This is a genomic window from Roseovarius spongiae, assembly GCF_003651245.1.
Lineage (GTDB): Bacteria > Pseudomonadota > Alphaproteobacteria > Rhodobacterales > Rhodobacteraceae > Roseovarius > Roseovarius spongiae.
The window spans coordinates 598,942-615,404 of the sequence record NZ_RAPE01000001.1 but is presented as its reverse complement, the minus strand read 5'-3'; the positions used below and the strand labels follow the sequence as shown (position 1 = coordinate 615,404).

Below are 16,463 nucleotides of genomic sequence, written 5' to 3'. Positions count from 1 at the left end.
TAACGAGTGACCGCGCCCCGGGCCTGATCGCCCGGGGCGTTCCTTATCGCGCCCGCGTCACGACGGGGCGTCGCGGCCCTTGATCATCGCCGCCAGAATCTCGGCCATCGCCTTGGTCCGGGGCGCGCTGACCACGCCGCCCACACCGATCCGGCGGCCCAGGCGCCACCACATGCCCGGCTCCCAGCGGCGCGGGCCGGCCGCCGAAAGGCGCAGCAGAAACCCGTTCGACGGCTTCCAGGCGAGCACGCCACGCTCCAGCGCCTCGATCTCGTCGACCCGTGCGAGGATCTCGCCCGTCGTGCTGCGCAGCGCCTCCTGGGTCAGTTCCAGCCCCTCCTTCGTCGCGCGCCGCAGCAACTCCGCCGCCCAGAGGACCAGCAGGCCGAACGCCCCGAGAAAGACCTGCAAGCCCCACTCGGCGGGCGGGCGCAGCACCGCAAGGCAAACCAGCAGCCCCCCCAGCGACGCCAGGATCGCAAGCGCGAAGAACCGCCGTGGCCATGACGCGCGCACCGTCATCAATATCTCGTCCTGCATGTCCCGCCTCCCGTCGCCGCGCCATACCGCGAAGCGCGCCTTGATGCGAGGCCAATCGCGCGGCCGGTCTTTCTCTTGGTTAGAATACCCCTAACGCGACGTCTGACTACCGGCGCAGCCGCACCTCCGCGCCGGGCGCCTCGGGTTCGTCGTCGATCAATTCGGACGGGAAACCCGGCGCGCGGATGTCGAGGCCAGTCGCCTTTTCCAGCCGCTCGATGATGCGGTCGGACTGCGCGCGCTCGCCAAGGCGGCGCTGCCCGTCGCGCATGATGTCGATCACCAGCGGCGAGAGTTCCAGCGGCACGCCATGCGTTTCGGCCAGCCTCTGGAAGAGGCCCACGTCCTTCAGCACGAGGTCCATCGTGAAGTTCACGTCGCGCGAGCCCGACAGGATGAGCTGGCTTTCGGTTTCGTGCACGAAGGAATTGCCCGAGGAGATCGCGATCGCCTCGTATGTCGTGGCGAGGTCCATGCCGGCGGCCTTCATCACGCAGAGCGCCTCGCAGAGCGTGAGAAGGTTCGCCGTCGCGAGATAGTTGGTCATCACCTTGAGGATGCTGGCGCTGCCGAGGTCGCCGGTATGCAGCACCCGGCGCCCCATCACCGTCAGCAGCGGCAGGATGCGCTCGAAGGTGGGACGGTCGCAGCCGGCATAGATGCTGATATTGCCCGAATCCGCGCGGTGGCAGCCGCCCGAGACCGGACAATCGACCGCCGAGCCCCCCGCGTCGATCACCGCCGCGCCGAGGCGTCTCACCTCGTCCGCGTCGGTGGTCGACATCTCGAGCCAGGTCTTGCCCGGACCGATATGGGGCAGCATCTCGTCCAGCACCGCCGCGCTCGCCGCGGGGCTGGGCAGGCAGGTCACCACGACGTCGCAGGCGGCCATCATCTCGGCGGGCCCGCGCCCCGCCTTCGCGCCGCGCGCCTTGAAGGCGTCGACCAACGCGCCGTCGAGGTCATGCACATAGAGGTCCAGCCCGTTGCGCAACAGGCTCCCGGCGAGCTTGCCGCCCACGTTGCCCAGCCCGATAAATCCGATTTTCATGCCGTTTCCCTTCGCTTCGGTTCCGCGCAAGTTGGCGGTCCACAAGCGACCTGTCGCCTTCGTTTGCGACGCGGATATGCCCATCTGGGCGGATGAGCGGGCGCGTTCAGCCGGCCACCGCCTTGCGCACGAGATCCCAGTAGATCGATTCGACATCGTCAAGGTCAAGCCGCCCGCCCGCGCGAAACCAGGTGTTCACCCCGGTCAGCATCCCGATCACCGCCATCGCGGCCACCTTGGGCTCGGGCGCCTCCATCGCGCCGACGGCGACGCCGCGGCGCAGGATCGCGACCAGTTCCTCCTCGTATTCGCGGCGCAACCGCTCGATCACCGCGAAATTCTCGGGGGCGAGGTTGCGCAGCTCCATATAGGCCACGAAAACCGCGTCGGGACGTTGCGAGTGGTAGCGGATGTGAAACCGCGTGAACGCCTCGAGCGCGGCCATCGGATCGGACTCGGGCGACCGGTCGGCCCAGGCGGCGAGCAGGTCCTCCATGTGGCCGCGCATCAGGTCGAACAACAGGCTCTGCTTGTCCGGCGTGTAGTTGTAGAGCGCGCCCGCCTGAACGCCCACCTCCTGCGCGATCCGGCGCATCGATACGGCGGCGTAACCGTGCCGCGCGAAAAGCCGCAGCGCCGCGTCGCGCACGCGCGGGCCGGTCGTGCCGGAATGAGATCCCTGGGTTCGCGCCATGCGCGCAAATTAACTGAACGCCCGTTCAAATCAATGCCCCGCTTGCCCTGCATGGGCGGTTGATGGCAGACATGGGCGAAGGTTCCGATCCGGGATAGCCAGATATGCGCGCCGCGCCCGTCCTCTTTCTCGCGCTGATGCTCAGCGCCTGCACGCAGTTTCCGCAGCTTGACGGGACGGTGAGCGAGGAGGTGCGCCGCGCGCCCTATCCCGATCTCGTCCCGCTCGGCACGCTGGACATGCGCGCGACGACCGGACGCCTCACCCCCGAGACCGGCGCGCGGATCGAGGCGCGCATCGCGCGGCTCAGGGCGCGGGCGGCGCGGCTGCGCGGCACGGTGATCGACGCGCCGGCGCGGCGGCGCATGAAGGCCGGCGTCGACTCCTGAAACGACCGCCGCGCACGGCCTCCAAAACCCGCGTTGCAAGGGGCGCGCGATCAGGCTACATCGCGGGCGCACATCACCTGACACCGGAGAGCCGCCCATGACCGATCCCTTGCGCCTTGGTATTGCCGGACTGGGCACGGTCGGCACGGGTGTCGTGCGCATCGTGCGCCAGAAGGCCAACCTGCTGGCCGCGCGCGCCGGCCGCCCGGTGCAGATCGTCGCCGTCTCGGCGCGCAGCCGCGACAAGGATCGCGGCGTGTCGCTGTCGGATTACGCCTGGGAAGATGACCCCGTCGCCCTGGCGCGGCGCGACGACGTGGATGTCTTCGTCGAACTGATGGGCGGGCACGAGGGCGCGGCCAAGGACGCGACCGAGGCCGCCATCGCCGCCGGCAAGGACGTGGTTACCGCCAACAAGGCGCTGCTGGCGCATCACGGTCACGCGCTCGCGCTCGCCGCCGAGGACGCGGGCCGCGTGATCCGTTTCGAGGCCGCCGTCGCGGGCGGCATCCCGGTCGTCAAGGCGCTGACCGAGGGCCTGGCGGGCAACGACGTCACCCGCGTCATGGGCGTGATGAACGGCACCTGCAACTACATCCTGACACGGATGCAGTCGGCGGGGCTTCCCTATGCGGAGGTGTTCGAGGAGGCCAATCAGCTCGGCTTTCTCGAGGCGGACCCGACCCTTGACGTGGGCGGCATCGACGCGGGACATAAACTGGCCCTGCTGGCCGCGATCGCCTTTGGCGTCCAGGTCGATTTCGACGCGGTCGAACTGGAAGGCATCGAGAAGGTCACGATCGACGATATCCGCCAGGCCGCGGACATGGGTTTCCGCATCAAGCTTCTCGGCGTGAGCCAGATGACCGGTCGCGGGCTGGAACAGCGCATGTCGCCCTGCCTCGTGCCCGCCGACAGCCCGCTGGGGCAGCTCGAGGGGGGCACCAACATGTGCGTGCTCGAAGGCGACCAGGTCGAGCAGATCGTGCTGCGCGGCCCCGGCGCCGGCATGGGCCCGACCGCGAGCGCGGTAATGGGCGACGTGATGGATATCGCGCGCGGGGTGCGCATCCCGGTCTTCGGCCAGCCCGCCGCCGGGCTGGAGCGCGCCACCCCTGCCCGCGCCGTGACGCCGGCGCCCTACTACCTGCGACTCGGGCTTGAGGACAAGCCGGGCGCGCTGGCCAAGGTGGCCGCCGTGCTGGGCGAAGCGGGCGTCAGCATCGACCGGATGCGCCAGTATGGCCACGAGGATATCTCGGCCCCGGTGCTCATCGTGACGCACAAGGTCACGCGCAGCGCGCTCGACGCGGCGCTCAAGGCGATGGCGTCGCTCGACGTGATGGCCGCCGAGCCGGTCGCGCTCAGGATCGAGCGCGTCTGAGCCGCCCTTGTGCGCCCGCTGGCCCCCCGGTAAAGCTGAAACCGCACCACGAACGCCGAAGGACGAACCGCCCATGTCTGCAGAAACCGATTTCAACGACCGTATGCTTTCGCTGGGCCTTGCGCGGGTGTCCGAGGCCGCCGCTCTCGCCTGCGCCGACCTGATCGGGCGCGGCGACGAGAAGGCCGCCGACCAGGCGGCGGTGAACGCCATGCGCGAGCAATTGAACAAGCTCAATATCAAGGGCGTCGTGGTGATCGGCGAGGGCGAGCGCGACGAGGCGCCGATGCTTTATATCGGCGAGGAGGTGGGCAGCGGCGACGGCCCCGGCGTCGACATCGCGCTCGACCCGCTCGAGGGGACGACGCTGACGGCCAAAGCGATGCCCAACGCGCTCACCGTGATCGCGATGGCGCCGCGCGGCAGCCTGCTGCACGCGCCGGACGTCTACATGGACAAGCTCGCCATCGGGCCGGGCTATCCGAAGGACGTGGTGAGCCTTGACATGACGCCGCGCGAGCGGGTCGAGGCGCTGGCCGCCGCCAAGGGCTGCAGGCCCTCGGAAATCACCGCCTGCGTGCTTGAACGCCCGCGCCACGAGGAGACCATCGCGGAATTGCGCGAAACCGGCGCGGCGGTCTATCTCATCCCCGACGGGGACGTGGCGGGCGTCATCCATTGCGCCGAGGCGCGACTGACCGGCATCGACATCTACATGGGCTCGGGCGGCGCGCCCGAGGGGGTGCTGGCTGCCTCCGCGCTCAAATGCATGGGCGGGCAGATCTGGGGGCGGCTCCTGTTCCGCAACGACGACGAGCGCGGGCGCGCGGCCAAGGCCGGGATCGACGATCTCGACCGGGTCTATTCACGCGACGAGATGGTGACGCGCGACGTGATCTTCGCCGCGACGGGCGTGACCGACGGATCGCTCGCCCGGGGGATCAAGCGGCGGCCCGGTCATGTCGAGACGGAAACCGTGCTGATGCGCTCCAAGACCGGATCGGTGCGCCGGATGCTCTACCGCAATCCTGTCCGCTGACGCAGGATCGCCTCCGGCGGGAGTATTTGAGGAACATTGAAAGGGGGCGCCGTGCCGGCATTCCTCGACGTTGAGCGATCGCTGTCCGGTCGCCGCTGGGTCGGCCCCACGGCCGAGCACGATCGCCACGCCGAGGCGCTGGCGCAGCAGTGCGGGCTGCCGGCCGCGCTGTGCCAGGTGCTCGCGCGGCGCGGGGTGGACGCCGCGGGGGTCGACGCTTTCCTCGCGCCGCGACTGCGCGCCCTGCTGCCCGATCCGCGTAGCCTCAAGGACATGGAGCGCGCCGCCGCGCGGCTGCTCGCGGCCGTCGCGGCGGGGGAGCGGATCGCGATCTTCGCCGATTACGACGTGGACGGCGGCGCCTCGGCCGCGCTGCTGCTGGACTGGCTGCGCCAGATGGGCCGGGGCGCGACGCTCTACGTGCCCGACCGCATCGACGAGGGCTACGGGCCCAATGACGCCGCGATGGCGGAACTGGCTGGCGCGCATGACCTGATCGTCTGCGTCGATTGCGGCACGCTGAGCCACGGCCCGGTGGCGGCGGCCAAGGGGGCCGATGTGGTGATCCTCGATCACCATCTGGGCGGCGAGACCCTGCCGGACGCGCTGGCGGTGGTGAACCCCAACCGGCAGGACGAAAGCGGCGAGTGCGCCCATCTCTGCGCGGCGGCGGTGGTCTTCCTGTGCCTCGTGGAGGCCGGGCGGCAGTTGCGCGACGCGGGGCGGCAGGGTCCGGACCTGATCGCGATGCTCGACCTCGTGGCGCTGGCGACGGTGGCGGACGTGGCGCCGCTCACGGGCGTCAACCGCGCCTTCGTGCGCCAGGGGCTGAAGATCATGGCGCGGCGCGCGCGCCCCGGCCTCGTGGCGCTGGCGGACGCCGCGCGGCTCGATTCGGCGCCAACGGCCTATCACCTGGGCTACGTGCTCGGGCCGCGCATCAACGCGGGCGGGCGCGTCGGGCGCGCCGACCTCGGGGCGCGGCTGCTGGCCAGTACCGACATCGCCGAGGCGCGCGCGATGGCCGAGCGGCTCGACCAGCTCAACACCGAGCGGCGCGAGATCGAGGCCGGCGTGCAGGCGGCTGCAATGGCGCAGGCCGAGGCGCGCGGGCTGGACGCGCCGCTGGCCTGGGCCGCCGGCGAGGGCTGGCATCCCGGCGTCGTGGGCATCGTCGCCAGCCGGCTCAAGGAGGCGGCGAACCGTCCCGCCGTCGTCATCGGTCTGGACGGCGAAATCGGCAAGGGATCGGGGCGATCGGTCAGCGGCGTGGACCTTGGCGCGGCGATCCAGCGGCTCGCCGCGGAGGGGCTGCTGATCAAGGGCGGCGGGCACCGGATGGCGGCGGGGCTCACCGTCGCGCGCGATCAGCTGGACGAAGCGATGGCGCGGCTGGGCGCGTTGCTCGCCCGGCAGGGGGCGGAGCGCATGGGCGCGGCGGACATGGTGCTGGACGGGCTGCTGATGCCGGGCGCGGCGACGCCCGACCTGATCACCCGGCTCGAGGAGGCCGGCCCCTTCGGCGCCGCCGCCGTCGCGCCGCGCCACGCCTTTGCCGCGATGCGGATCGATTTCGCCAGGCGCGTGGGCGAGCGGCACCTGAAGCTGCGTTTCACCGACGGCGACGGGCCGCGACTGGACGCGATCTGCTTTGGCGCCTATGACGGCCCGCTCGGCCCCGCGCTCGAGCAGCACGGCGGCGCGCGGTTCCACTTGGCCGGGCGACTGGAAATCAACCGCTGGCAGGGTCGCGAATGCGCGCAGCTACGCCTCGAGGACGCCGCACCGGCGACGTGAAGCACGACGGGCCCGCGCCTGTCGCCGTCGCGCCGCGCAAAATCCGAAACCCGCGTAAACTGCGCAACTTTCCTCTTGCAGAGTCAGCCGGCATTGCCTAGGAAGCAGCCACATCAGCGCTGGCCCGTTCGTCTATCGGTTAGGACGCCAGGTTTTCAACCTGGAAAGAGGGGTTCGATTCCCCTACGGGCTGCCACTTTACCGTGTAAGATAATGATTTCACTCGGTAAATTATAGGCCGCCTCGCTCTGCCTAAGCATTGTCTAAGGATTTGATGGGCAGCAAACTGCCCACGAAGCCCTGCCGAAAGTTCACGAATTCGTGATCGAGAATTGCGCGTCGGCAGACCACACGGACAAAACCCTTGCGATGCTTCCGACCTTGGTGCGCGTAGAGTGCCATTGCCTGTCGCCTACTCCACAGCTACGGTTGAACTAAAGCGTGCAAATTCAACCACGCAAGGTTTGAGGTGATAATGGGAAAGATTGGACTCTACGTCTATCAGCTAGTTTTAAGCAGGACTGACAATTACCAGAGAATTCCGTTGGCGGATGCCGGTATCGGGTCTGAATTGTACCAATTCGTGCCGCAGTTCGTTGCCGGTAAGCGGACGACGCATCAGAACAATAATATCGAACGTAGTTGGCGTCTGGAACCGCAACCAGACCAAGGTCGCGCAAGGCACGGACTGGTTCGGTATGGAACATTTGGCTATAGTTCGACCATTGTAGATCCGAACGACAACAACGTCCTCTACGATAGAGCCGCCGCAGACGTTGAGGAAATACCGCTCTATTATCAAGTCTGGGTGCCGGATCGAGGGAATTTTGGCTTCGCTGCATTCCAATCATTTCGTGATCGTTCGTGTGTCAGCCAAGTTCTTGGCGAACTTACAGGCGAATTCAATCAACGCTTCGACCATCTTAGATTGACGGCCAACAAAGTGATGCCGGTCAACGACGAAGTTTACCGGAACGCGCCGGTTAAAAAGCTGATCTTATCAAAGAAACGTGTCCCTAAAGATCGAGCCGAAATTCTCCGCAACTTACCACCCGAAGAATTAAACGTAGAGCTCTCTTTTGGTGTGCGGAGAAATGGAAGGTTCGGCATCTTTTCGGACGTAGCGCCACAAATCAGGCAGGCGCGAGGTGGCGCAGCTTTCGTGTTTGATGGAATCGAGTTTGACGAAGCAAGCGCTATGGTTGCCATTGGGAATGCTTACATGAAGGTCGGGATCGTCGGACCCTCCAATAATGCAGGCGTGATAGACGTAACTGATGAAGTTGCGCTCGGGGAAGATCAACATCCCACACTTGCGTCTATTTCAGAGGTAACTACACAAGTAATTGGTAGCTTCCGCGAGCAATATGGAATGAGATAATGAAAATTAGTGTGCGCTCAATCTTCCAAGCCCATTGGGCAACTCTCCGGAATTTTGGGGAGACGAGAACGAGCCGCACTGACATTGTGGTATTTTATGGCGTTCCTGCTGCGGCGGCTGTAGCAAGCTATTACTATTGCGTAGCGTTTTCATCAGAGGTGTATTCTGCTTCGATTTCCGTATTCGCTATTTTTTCTGCGCTACTATTTAGCGTTCAAGTTGCAATGTACGGCGTCTTTCGAGCCGACCGAAAGACTACCAACGACGCCATTTTGAATGAAGACGAGCAGCGCGACGCTGAGGAGACGCGCAGGCTGTTGCGTGAAGTTAACGCGAATGTTTCCTACTTAATTTTACTGTCTTGCGTGGGCGTGACTGTTATCGTTGTCTTCGTTGCAGCGCCGATACCCACGAAATTTGAGGCCGCAACGTTGATTTTTTTGTATCTTCATTTTCTTCTTACAGTCGCAATGGTATTGAAACGAGCGCATGAGGTTTTCGACGCTGAATACGCCATACCGCTTCGATTTACCAATAAAAACGGTAGCGTCAAAAAATAGACCGCGCATCAAGACGCGGCCAGTTGGGCACTCTTGCGGAGTTGGTATTCGTCAGGCGACTGCGGCGTAGGTGCTGCGGCAGACTTCTAAGGTGCGGGCACGATCCGACGCGGTGACGGTGTAGAGCGGCACGGCAATCAAGGCGGTTTCGGTCAGGCCTACGGCCAAGTCTTCGCAGGACAAGGCGGCGTTGATCGTGGTGGCCGGGGAGGCGATGCCCACAGCAAGCGCGTCCGGCACGTCCGACCGGCTTTCCGGCACATGATGCAGGATATGTGCAGGCGCTCGGAAACGGCTGGACGCAGCTTTCGAGGCTGAATGACTCCGCTCACCGGGTTCCGTTCCGGGCGCCGCTACTCGGGGGCTGGATTAGAGGGCACGAGGCCGTCGTCGTTTGCCGTCCGGGGATGCGCGCAAGCGCGCGGCAAAGCCGCCTCACAAGAAGAGGTGGCTGCCCGCGTTCTTCCATGTCAGCCGCACTTCGTCGCCGCGTTTGGCCGCCATTGGCGCGCCCGAGGAATGCGACGCGCAGGAGCTCGCATCCCGGAAACCGGCCGCGCACCAGCGCGAAGGGCGTGATCAGCGCCAGAATTCGCGATACCGGCGCAGGATCCAGCCCGGCGGCGGGCAGGAGAACGGAAATCCGCGCGCGGCCCGTTCGCCGCGGCGTCGACCTTATGCGTCGGCCCAGTATCCGTTGGCCGCGGCGACGGTTGCGAAATGGGTGGCGACGACCTGGCTTGACGCGATCAGGGCCGCGGAGTCCTCCGCGTATTTCGGGCGCAGGCGGTCGCGCACCTCCGCGTCGGGCTGGGTCAGCTTGACCGCGACCCGCGCCATCTTGACGGCGAGGTCATAGCCCTCTTCGGGCGTCTTCGTCTTGAGTGTGGGAAGCCATGTCGTCATCGTTCGCTCCTTGCGATTGGGTGGGAAACTCGGGCATGAGGATGCGTTCGGCGTTGCCCTGCGGGTCGTCGAACTGGTCGTGGCGCACCGCCCAGATGAATGCGCCAAGTCCGATCAGCCCCATGCCGATCGACAGCGGGATGAGCAGCGCGAGGCTCACGCGTCATCCCCGGCGGATCGCGCGATAGGCGCGCCACGTTCCGTGGCCGAGCAGCGGGAAGATCACCGCCAGCCCGACGAGGCCGGTCGCCACGCTGAGCGCAAGGCCGCAGGCCACGATCGCCCCCCATGTCAGCGCCACCGGCAGGTTCTTGACCGTCATCAGGAAGCTGACGCCAAGCGCGGTCAGCGCGTCGCGCCGCTCCGCCACGATCATCGGGATGGAAAACAAGCTGAGCGCGAAGGCGAAGGCCGCGAACAGCCCGCCCAGCGCCCCCCCGACGAGGATCAGCGTCCAGCCGCGCAGCGTGGTCAGCACGTTGGCCAGCGCCTCCCCGGCCCCCGGAAAGGGCGTCAGGCCGAAGAACAGCGCATAAAGCAGGTCGGCGGTGCGAATCCAGAACAGCACCAGCATGCCCAGCATAAACCCCGCGAAGGCCAGTTGCCCGAGCGGGACGCCGGGCACGACCAGCATCCGCGCGAGCGTGATCCTCTCGCCCTGTTCGAGCGCGCGGCTCTTCTCGTAGAGGCCGACGGCGAAGAACGGCCCGACGATGAGAAAGCCCGAGACCATCGGAAGCGCGAGGTAAAGCAGGCCGAGCCTGTAGAGCGTCCAGAGGATCGCGTAGGACAGCAGGACCAGGAAAACCCCGTAGGCGAGGCTCTGTATCGGATGGGTCCGGAAATCGCGCCATCCGCCCGACAGCCAGGCGAAGGCGGCGCTCGCGGGCAGGGATCGCGCATAGGGCGACTCTGGCTTGGCCGGGGGGCGCGGCGTTGGAAGGGGTTCAAGCATATCGGGCCTTTCTCAGCAGGCGGGCTTGGCCGCGGCGGCGTGCTCGGACAAGGTGCAATCGGGCTGCGATTGCACGGCGACCGTGACCAGGTGCGCGTTGGCGGCGATGAACACCCCCACGCCCAGAAGCGCGCCGATGATCGCCAGTCTGCGTTGCGTGACCCATGTCATTGCGCCTGCTCCGCCTCGCGTTCGCCCAGCGTCGCCACATAAAGGGCCAGCAGGTTGATCTCGGCCTCCGACAGGCGGTCCGACCAGGCGGGCATCACGCCCTGGCGCCCGTGGCGCAGCGTGCGAAGCACGGTGGCGCGGTCCTGGCCGTAGATCACCGACTTGTCGCGCAGCGACGGCGCGCCGTTCATCAGCCCGCCCTCGCCGCGGTCGCCGTGGCACGAACTGCAATTCTCGGCGAAGAGCTGCGCGCCCGCGCCTTGCGCATCCTCCGCGCCGTCATGCAGCGCCACGACATAGTCGGCCAGTGCGTCGCGCTCGTCCCTTTCGAGCCAGTCGAAGGCCGGCATCTGGCCGAAGCGCGTGTCGTCATTCGCCGCGTTGATGCCGACACGCACCGTCTCCGCGACGGTTTCGGGGTGGCCGCCCCAGAGCCAGGTGTCGCCGTTCAGCGCCGGAAAGCCGGGGCCGCCGCCGCCATCGGGGCCGTGACAGGCGGCGCAATTGTCCTGGAACAGCCGGTGCGCCGCCGCCATGCCCGGAATCATCAACGCCGCGTCCTTTTGGATCGCGTCGAAATCGCCTGTCTCGAAACTGGCGAGCCAGCGGCTGCGGTCCGCGCTGAGCGCCTCGTAGCGTTCGATCGCCATCTCGCCCTGGTCGAGCCCCAGAAGCCCCCGCGTGTAATCGTCGCCCAGCGGCCAGGCGGGCAGAAGGATCCATGCGATCACCGCATAGGCATGGGTGATGATCAGCGCCCAGACCACGATGTTCGGAAAGGCTGTGTTGAGTTCGGTGATGCCCGCCCATTCGTGGCCGGTGAGCTCGTAACCGCTGACCGGATCCACCTCGAGCTCGCCGGTCTCGGCATCGGCGTCGGCCAGGTCCCGCGGGTCGGTCGTGACGTTGGGATCAGTCATGGCGTTCCCCGTCGCGCTGATCCGCGGGCAGGATAGAGCGCGCGGCGGCCTCATGCGCGTCGCGGCGCGCGGGGCTGTAGGCGCGTATCACCACGATGACGAAGAAGCCCATGAGCCAGATCAGCCCCACCGTCTTGGACAGGTAAACGAGGGTGTCGTGGGTCATTCGCCGTCCTCCCCGGCCAGGATGCCATAGGGCGCATCGGTGAGCCTGCCCAGCGATTGCAGATAGGCCACAACCGCGTCCATCTCGGTGAGCACCGCGGGGTCGCCGTCGAAGGCGCGCACCGCGACGTCTTCGCCGTAGCGTTCGAACACGCCGTCGACACCGTCGCTATCCGGTCGGGCCTGGGCCAGCGCGTCGGCCTGCGCCGCCGCGACCGCGTCATCGCCATAGGGCACGCCAAGGCGCGCGAGCGTCGCCATCGAGTCGCGCAGCAATCCGGTATCGAGCCGCCGCATGAGCCAGGGATAGGCCGGCATGATCGAGGCCGGGACCACGCTGCGCGGATCGATGAGGTGCTGCACGTGCCAGGCGTCGGAATACTTCTCGCCCAGTCGCGCGAGGTCGGGGCCGGTGCGCTTGGACCCCCAGAGCATCGGGTGGTCATAGGCGCTCTCGGAGGCGAGCGAATAGGGGCCGTAGCGGTCCAGCTCATCCGCCAGGCTGCGCACCATCTGGCTGTGGCAAGCGTAGCAGCCCTCGCGCATGTAGATTTCGCGTCCGGCCAGTTCCAGCGGAGTGTGCGGGCGCAGGTCGTCGGGAATCTCGACGGTCTCGTCGATGGTGAAGAGCGGCGCGATCTCGACGATGCCGCCGATCGAGGCGGCCACGATGATCGCGACGACCAGCCCCATCGACAGTTTTTCAAGGTTGTAGTGCAGTTTCAGCATCGGCTCACTCCGCGGGCTGCGCGACGATCGGGCGGTCGGGGGCCTCACCCCGGGCCGCGCGCATCGTCGCCCGGCAGTTCCATGCGCAGATCACTGCGCCCATCAGGAACATGCCCCCGCCGACGGTGCGGGCCAGGTAATAGGGGGCCATCGCCTGAACCGATTCGATGAAGCTGTAGGACAGCGCGCCGTTTTCGTCATAGGCGCGCCACATCAGCCCCTGAACGATACCCGCGTTCCACATCGAAACGGTGTAGACCAGCGTCCCCCCCACTGCGAGCCAGAAGTGCCACTCGATCGCGCGGAGCGAGACCATGGCGTCACGCCCCGACAGTTGCGGCACCACCGTGTAGATCGCACCGAAGACGATCATCGCCACCCAGCCCAGCGTGCCGGAATGGACGTGACCCACCGTCCAGTCGGTATAGTGCGATAGCGAGTTGACGGGCCGGATCGCGAGGAACGACCCCTCGAAGGTCGAAAGGCCGTAGAACACGGCCGCCACGAACATGAAGCGCAGCGTCGCGTCGTCGCGCACCTTGTGCCAGGCGCCGTTCAGCGTGGCGATCGCGTTGCCCGCCGCGGCCCAGGAAGGCACCAGGAGCATCACCGAAAATGTCATGCCCAGCGTCTGCGCCCAGTACGGCAGCGCCGTGTAGTGCAGATGGTGCGAGCCCACCCAGACGTAGAAGAAGACGATTCCCCAAAAGCTCACGATGGAAAGGCGATAGGACCAGATCGGCCGGCCCGAGCGCACCGGAAGGAAATAGTAGAGCATCGCCAGGAATCCCGCGGTCAGGAAGAAGGCCACCGCGTTGTGCCCGTACCACCATTGCACCATGGCGTCCTGCACCCCCGCCCAGACCGGGAAACTTTCGGCCACGCCCCAGCCCACCGGCAGGGCGATGTTGTTGACGATGTGCAGCATCGCCACCACCAGGATGAAGGCCAGGTAGTACCAGTTGGCGACGTAGATATGCGGTTCGTGCCGGCGGGCGAGCGTACGCATGTAGAGCACGAAATAGACCACCCAGACGATTACCAGCCACAGGTCGGCGTACCATTCCGCCTCGGCGTATTCCTTGGACTGGGTGCTGCCCAGCACGTAGCCGCTCACCGCCCAGAGGCAGAAGAGGTTGTAGCCGATCAGCACGAACCACGGGCTCACATGCTCCGCCAGGCGCGCCCGCGCGGTGCGTTGCAGCACGTGGAAGGACGTGGCGATCAGGGCGTTGCCGCCAAAGCCGAAAATGATCCCGGTGGTGTGGACCGGGCGCAGCCGCCCGAAGCTCGTCCAGGGCACCGCCGGCGTGCCCTCGGGCCAGTAGAGCAGCGCCGCCACCCAGACGCCGACCGCCATCGCGACGATCGCCCAGACCAGCGTCATGGCGATGCCGAAGCGCGTGGGCGCGTCATAGTAGCGCTCAAACCGTTCATCCGCGGGCCCGTCGTCATAGAGCGCCCCGCCGGTGCGGAAGATCAGGAAGATCCCGAGCAGCATCGCCATCGCGCCATGTACCGCCATCACGCCCTGCCCGGCTGCGGCGGCCATCACCAGCCCGAGAACGGCGAGCGCGAAGGACAGGGCGAACGCGACCTTGCGTTCCGTCATGCCGAGTGCTCCCGCCGCGATCATGCGTCAAGCTCCTTCAACGTCTGGCAAGGGGGCAAGGGCGCGGCGAAACGCTCGGGCGCGATGCGGTTGCGGATCCGCCGGCGCACCGGGTTCGCAAGGGCAGCCGAAAGCCGCGATCGGCATAGGGTGTGGGGACGCATCGGCAGACTCGCCACTGAATGAGTATTCGCTTTACTTATTACCATGCGCGCGGCGGATTGCAAACGCAAGCGCCCGCCGCCCGGCCGCTCACGCGGCCGGAGGACGGAATGTCGCATTTAGGATGTGGAGAACGGGCCGTTCGTCGGCTTTCGCCGCCCTCAGTCCTCGCGCGGCAGCACGCGCAGGCCGAGCTCCATGAGCTGATCGCTGGTCGGCGCGCTCGGCGCGTCCATCATCAGGTCCTCGGCGCGCTGGTTCATCGGGAACATGATGACCTCGCGGATGTTGGCCTCGTCCGCGAGCAGCATCACGATCCGGTCGATCCCCGCCGCGCACCCGCCGTGGGGGGGCGCGCCGTACTGGAAGGCGTTGACCAGCCCGCCGAAACGCTTGCGCACCTCGGCCTCGTCATACCCGGCGAGTTCGAATGCCTTGATCATCACGTCGAGCTTGTGATTGCGGATCGCGCCCGAGACCAGTTCATAGCCGTTGCAGGCAAGGTCGTACTGGTAGCCCCGCACGTCGAGCGGATCGCCCTCCAGCGCTTCGATCCCGCCCTGGGGCATCGAGAAGGGGTTGTGGCTGAAGTCGATCGCGCCGGTTTCGTCGTCCGCCTCGTACATCGGGAAATCGACGATCCAGGCGAAGGCGAAGCGGTCCTCGTCGATGAGGCCGAGCTCGCGCCCGATCTCGTTGCGCGCGGCCCCGGCCACGCGCTCGAAATCGGCCGGCTTGCCGCCAAGGAAGAAGGCCGCGTCGCCCTGCCCCAGCCCAAGCTGCTGGCGGATGGCCTCGGTCCGTTCGGGGCCGATATTCTTGGCCAGCGGTCCGGCGGCCTCCATCCCCTCGCCCTGGTCGCGCCAGAAGATATAGCCCATCCCCGGCAGACCTTCCTTCTGGGCGAAGGCGTTCATGCGGTCGCAGAACTTGCGCGACCCGCCGCCGGGCGCGGGAATGGCGCGGATTTCCGTGCCCTCCTGCTCGAGCAGTTTCGCGAAGATCGCAAACCCCGAGCCACGGAAATGTCGGGACGCGTCCTGCATCTTGATCGGGTTGCGCAGGTCGGGTTTGTCTGTGCCATACCAGAGCGCGGCGTCGGCAAAGCTGATCTGCGGCCAGACCGCGTCGACCTTGCGCCCGCCGCCGAATTCCTCGAACACGCCCTGGATCACCGGCTGGATCGTGTCGAACACGTCCTGCTGGGTGACAAAGCTCATCTCCATGTCGAGCTGGTAGAAATCCGTCGGGCTGCGGTCGGCGCGCGGATCCTCGTCGCGGAAACAGGGCGCGATCTGGAAATAGCGATCGAAGCCCGAGACCATGATGAGCTGCTTGAAAAGTTGGGGCGCCTGGGGCAGCGCGTAGAACTTGCCCGGATGAAGCCGCGAGGGCACGAGGAAGTCGCGCGCGCCCTCGGGGCTGCTGGCGGTGATGATCGGCGTCTGGTACTCGCGGAAACCCTGGTCCCACATCCGCTGGCGAAGCCCGCGCACCACGTCCGAACGCAGCGCCATATTGGCCTGCATCGCGTCGCGGCGCAGGTCGAGGTAGCGGTAGCGCAGGCGGGTTTCCTCGGGGTATTCCTGGTCGCCGAAGACGATAAGCGGCAGCTCCTTCGCGGCGCCCAGCACCTCGACGTCGCGGATATAGACCTCGATCTCGCCGGTGGGCAGCTTGGGGTTTACGAGGCTTTCGTCGCGGGCCTTCACCGTGCCGTCGATGCGCACGCACCACTCTGAGCGGAGCTTTTCGACCTCGGCGAAAACCGGGCTGTCGGGGTCGCAGAGCACCTGCGTCATGCCATAGTGATCGCGCAGGTCGACGAACAGGACGCCGCCGTGATCGCGGATGCGATGCACCCAGCCGCTCAGGCGGACGGTTTCGCCCACGTCGGATTTGGTCAGCTCGGCGCAGGTGTGGCTGCGGAATGGGTGCATGGTGGTCCTCTCGGGGCCCGGCGGGCGCGGGCGCTGGCGTGGGTTCGCGCCGATACACCGCGCCCAAC

Annotated in this window: 19 protein-coding genes and 1 tRNA gene; 7 read left to right on the top strand and 13 right to left on the bottom strand. The window is 66.7% G+C overall.

What is annotated here, in order from left to right; all coding sequences use genetic code 11:
• Positions 1-57: 57 nt before the first annotated feature.
• From D6850_RS02975 to D6850_RS02965, 3 genes are all read right to left on the bottom strand, one after another.
• Entirely contained in the window at positions 58-540 is a 483-nt protein-coding gene (locus D6850_RS02975; RefSeq protein ID WP_121163624.1) for a hypothetical protein, read from the bottom strand.
• A gap of 106 nt (positions 541-646) precedes the next feature.
• The gene (locus D6850_RS02970) at positions 647-1,675 is read right to left on the bottom strand and encodes an NAD(P)-dependent oxidoreductase (RefSeq protein WP_121163622.1); all 1,029 of its coding nucleotides are present in this window, start codon (positions 1,673-1,675) and stop codon (positions 647-649) included.
• Between the two features lie 22 nt (positions 1,676-1,697).
• Positions 1,698-2,285: a TetR/AcrR family transcriptional regulator gene (locus D6850_RS02965; RefSeq protein WP_121163620.1), complete on the bottom strand. Its 588-nt coding sequence runs from the start codon at positions 2,283-2,285 to the stop codon at positions 1,698-1,700.
• 104 nt (positions 2,286-2,389) lie between these two features.
• Between D6850_RS02965 and D6850_RS02960 the strand changes: the two genes are divergently transcribed.
• The 7 genes from D6850_RS02960 to D6850_RS19210 all read left to right on the top strand — a co-directional run bounded on the left by D6850_RS02960 (position 2,390) and on the right by D6850_RS19210 (position 8,835).
• Positions 2,390-2,674, top strand: a complete 285-nt coding sequence (locus D6850_RS02960; protein ID WP_121163618.1) for a hypothetical protein — start codon at positions 2,390-2,392, stop codon at positions 2,672-2,674.
• Between the two features lie 97 nt (positions 2,675-2,771).
• Positions 2,772-4,058 (top strand): homoserine dehydrogenase, encoded by a 1,287-nt coding sequence (locus tag D6850_RS02955; RefSeq protein WP_121163616.1) that lies wholly within the window; start codon positions 2,772-2,774, stop codon positions 4,056-4,058.
• 73 nt (positions 4,059-4,131) lie between these two features.
• Positions 4,132-5,097 carry a class II fructose-bisphosphatase gene (glpX, locus tag D6850_RS02950; protein ID WP_121163614.1) on the top strand — a complete coding sequence of 322 codons (966 nt, stop codon included), beginning with the start codon at positions 4,132-4,134 and terminating at the stop codon, positions 5,095-5,097.
• Positions 5,098-5,148: 51 nt separating this feature from the next.
• Positions 5,149-6,894 (top strand): single-stranded-DNA-specific exonuclease RecJ, encoded by a 1,746-nt coding sequence (recJ, locus tag D6850_RS02945; protein WP_121163612.1) that lies wholly within the window; start codon positions 5,149-5,151, stop codon positions 6,892-6,894.
• A 121-nt stretch (positions 6,895-7,015) separates the two neighbouring features.
• Positions 7,016-7,090 (top strand) — tRNA-Glu (locus D6850_RS02940).
• Between the two features lie 279 nt (positions 7,091-7,369).
• Positions 7,370-8,275, top strand: coding sequence for a hypothetical protein (locus D6850_RS19215; protein ID WP_147438844.1), 906 nt, complete (start codon positions 7,370-7,372; stop codon positions 8,273-8,275).
• Complete coding sequence (locus D6850_RS19210; protein WP_147438843.1) at positions 8,275-8,835, top strand: hypothetical protein; 561 nt, start codon at positions 8,275-8,277, stop codon at positions 8,833-8,835. Before D6850_RS19215 ends, D6850_RS19210 begins: the two co-directional genes overlap by 1 nt.
• A gap of 51 nt (positions 8,836-8,886) precedes the next feature.
• Here the strand turns inward: D6850_RS19210 and D6850_RS02930 are convergent, their stop codons facing one another.
• The 10 genes from D6850_RS02930 to aspS all read right to left on the bottom strand — a co-directional run bounded on the left by D6850_RS02930 (position 8,887) and on the right by aspS (position 16,395).
• A complete protein-coding gene (locus D6850_RS02930; protein ID WP_121163608.1) occupies positions 8,887-9,075 on the bottom strand; it encodes a hypothetical protein in 189 nt (62 codons plus the stop codon).
• 435 nt (positions 9,076-9,510) lie between these two features.
• Complete coding sequence (locus D6850_RS02925) at positions 9,511-9,741, bottom strand: hexameric tyrosine-coordinated heme protein (RefSeq protein WP_121163606.1); 231 nt, start codon at positions 9,739-9,741, stop codon at positions 9,511-9,513.
• Positions 9,689-9,901 (bottom strand): cbb3-type cytochrome oxidase assembly protein CcoS, encoded by a 213-nt coding sequence (gene ccoS, locus D6850_RS19880; protein WP_342769521.1) that lies wholly within the window; start codon positions 9,899-9,901, stop codon positions 9,689-9,691. Before ccoS ends, D6850_RS02925 begins: the two co-directional genes overlap by 53 nt.
• A gap of 3 nt (positions 9,902-9,904) precedes the next feature.
• Positions 9,905-10,696, bottom strand: coding sequence for a DUF2189 domain-containing protein (locus D6850_RS02915; protein ID WP_121163604.1), 792 nt, complete (start codon positions 10,694-10,696; stop codon positions 9,905-9,907).
• A gap of 12 nt (positions 10,697-10,708) precedes the next feature.
• Positions 10,709-10,867, bottom strand: a complete 159-nt coding sequence (locus tag D6850_RS19400; RefSeq protein ID WP_166433973.1) for a hypothetical protein — start codon at positions 10,865-10,867, stop codon at positions 10,709-10,711.
• Entirely contained in the window at positions 10,864-11,787 is a 924-nt protein-coding gene (gene ccoP, locus D6850_RS02910; protein WP_166433972.1) for a cytochrome-c oxidase, cbb3-type subunit III, read from the bottom strand. The genes D6850_RS19400 and ccoP overlap by 4 nt, the downstream gene beginning before the upstream one ends.
• Positions 11,780-11,953 (bottom strand): cbb3-type cytochrome oxidase subunit 3, encoded by a 174-nt coding sequence (locus D6850_RS02905; RefSeq protein ID WP_121163600.1) that lies wholly within the window; start codon positions 11,951-11,953, stop codon positions 11,780-11,782. The genes ccoP and D6850_RS02905 overlap by 8 nt, the downstream gene beginning before the upstream one ends.
• Positions 11,950-12,681, bottom strand: coding sequence for a cytochrome-c oxidase, cbb3-type subunit II (gene ccoO / locus D6850_RS02900; RefSeq protein ID WP_121163598.1), 732 nt, complete (start codon positions 12,679-12,681; stop codon positions 11,950-11,952). The genes D6850_RS02905 and ccoO overlap by 4 nt, the downstream gene beginning before the upstream one ends.
• Positions 12,682-12,685: 4 nt before the next feature.
• Positions 12,686-14,317, bottom strand: a complete 1,632-nt coding sequence (ccoN, locus tag D6850_RS02895; protein WP_121163596.1) for a cytochrome-c oxidase, cbb3-type subunit I — start codon at positions 14,315-14,317, stop codon at positions 12,686-12,688.
• A 299-nt stretch (positions 14,318-14,616) separates the two neighbouring features.
• A complete protein-coding gene (gene aspS, locus D6850_RS02890) occupies positions 14,617-16,395 on the bottom strand; it encodes an aspartate--tRNA ligase (RefSeq protein WP_121163594.1) in 1,779 nt (592 codons plus the stop codon).
• Positions 16,396-16,463 lie beyond the last annotated feature (68 nt).

What these genes read in the sequence shown, in the direction of transcription:
- D6850_RS02975 (WP_121163624.1), bottom strand. Translation starts at nt 540, where the DNA reads ATGCAGGACGAGATATTGATGACGGTGCGCGCGTCATGGCCACGGCGG.
- D6850_RS02970 (WP_121163622.1), bottom strand. Translation starts at nt 1,675, where the DNA reads ATGGGCATATCCGCGTCGCAAACGAAGGCGACAGGTCGCTTGTGGACC.
- D6850_RS02965 (WP_121163620.1), bottom strand. Translation starts at nt 2,285, where the DNA reads ATGGCGCGAACCCAGGGATCTCATTCCGGCACGACCGGCCCGCGCGTG.
- D6850_RS02960 (WP_121163618.1), top strand. Translation starts at nt 2,390, where the DNA reads ATGCGCGCCGCGCCCGTCCTCTTTCTCGCGCTGATGCTCAGCGCCTGC.
- D6850_RS02955 (WP_121163616.1), top strand. Translation starts at nt 2,772, where the DNA reads ATGACCGATCCCTTGCGCCTTGGTATTGCCGGACTGGGCACGGTCGGC.
- glpX (WP_121163614.1), top strand. Translation starts at nt 4,132, where the DNA reads ATGTCTGCAGAAACCGATTTCAACGACCGTATGCTTTCGCTGGGCCTT.
- D6850_RS19215 (WP_147438844.1), top strand. Translation starts at nt 7,370, where the DNA reads ATGGGAAAGATTGGACTCTACGTCTATCAGCTAGTTTTAAGCAGGACT.
- D6850_RS19210 (WP_147438843.1), top strand. Translation starts at nt 8,275, where the DNA reads ATGAAAATTAGTGTGCGCTCAATCTTCCAAGCCCATTGGGCAACTCTC.
- D6850_RS02925 (WP_121163606.1), bottom strand. Translation starts at nt 9,741, where the DNA reads ATGACGACATGGCTTCCCACACTCAAGACGAAGACGCCCGAAGAGGGC.
- D6850_RS02915 (WP_121163604.1), bottom strand. Translation starts at nt 10,696, where the DNA reads ATGCTTGAACCCCTTCCAACGCCGCGCCCCCCGGCCAAGCCAGAGTCG.
- D6850_RS19400 (WP_166433973.1), bottom strand. Translation starts at nt 10,867, where the DNA reads ATGACATGGGTCACGCAACGCAGACTGGCGATCATCGGCGCGCTTCTG.
- ccoP (WP_166433972.1), bottom strand. Translation starts at nt 11,787, where the DNA reads ATGACTGATCCCAACGTCACGACCGACCCGCGGGACCTGGCCGACGCC.
- D6850_RS02905 (WP_121163600.1), bottom strand. Translation starts at nt 11,953, where the DNA reads ATGACCCACGACACCCTCGTTTACCTGTCCAAGACGGTGGGGCTGATC.
- ccoO (WP_121163598.1), bottom strand. Translation starts at nt 12,681, where the DNA reads ATGCTGAAACTGCACTACAACCTTGAAAAACTGTCGATGGGGCTGGTC.
- ccoN (WP_121163596.1), bottom strand. Translation starts at nt 14,317, where the DNA reads ATGATCGCGGCGGGAGCACTCGGCATGACGGAACGCAAGGTCGCGTTC.
- aspS (WP_121163594.1), bottom strand. Translation starts at nt 16,395, where the DNA reads ATGCACCCATTCCGCAGCCACACCTGCGCCGAGCTGACCAAATCCGAC.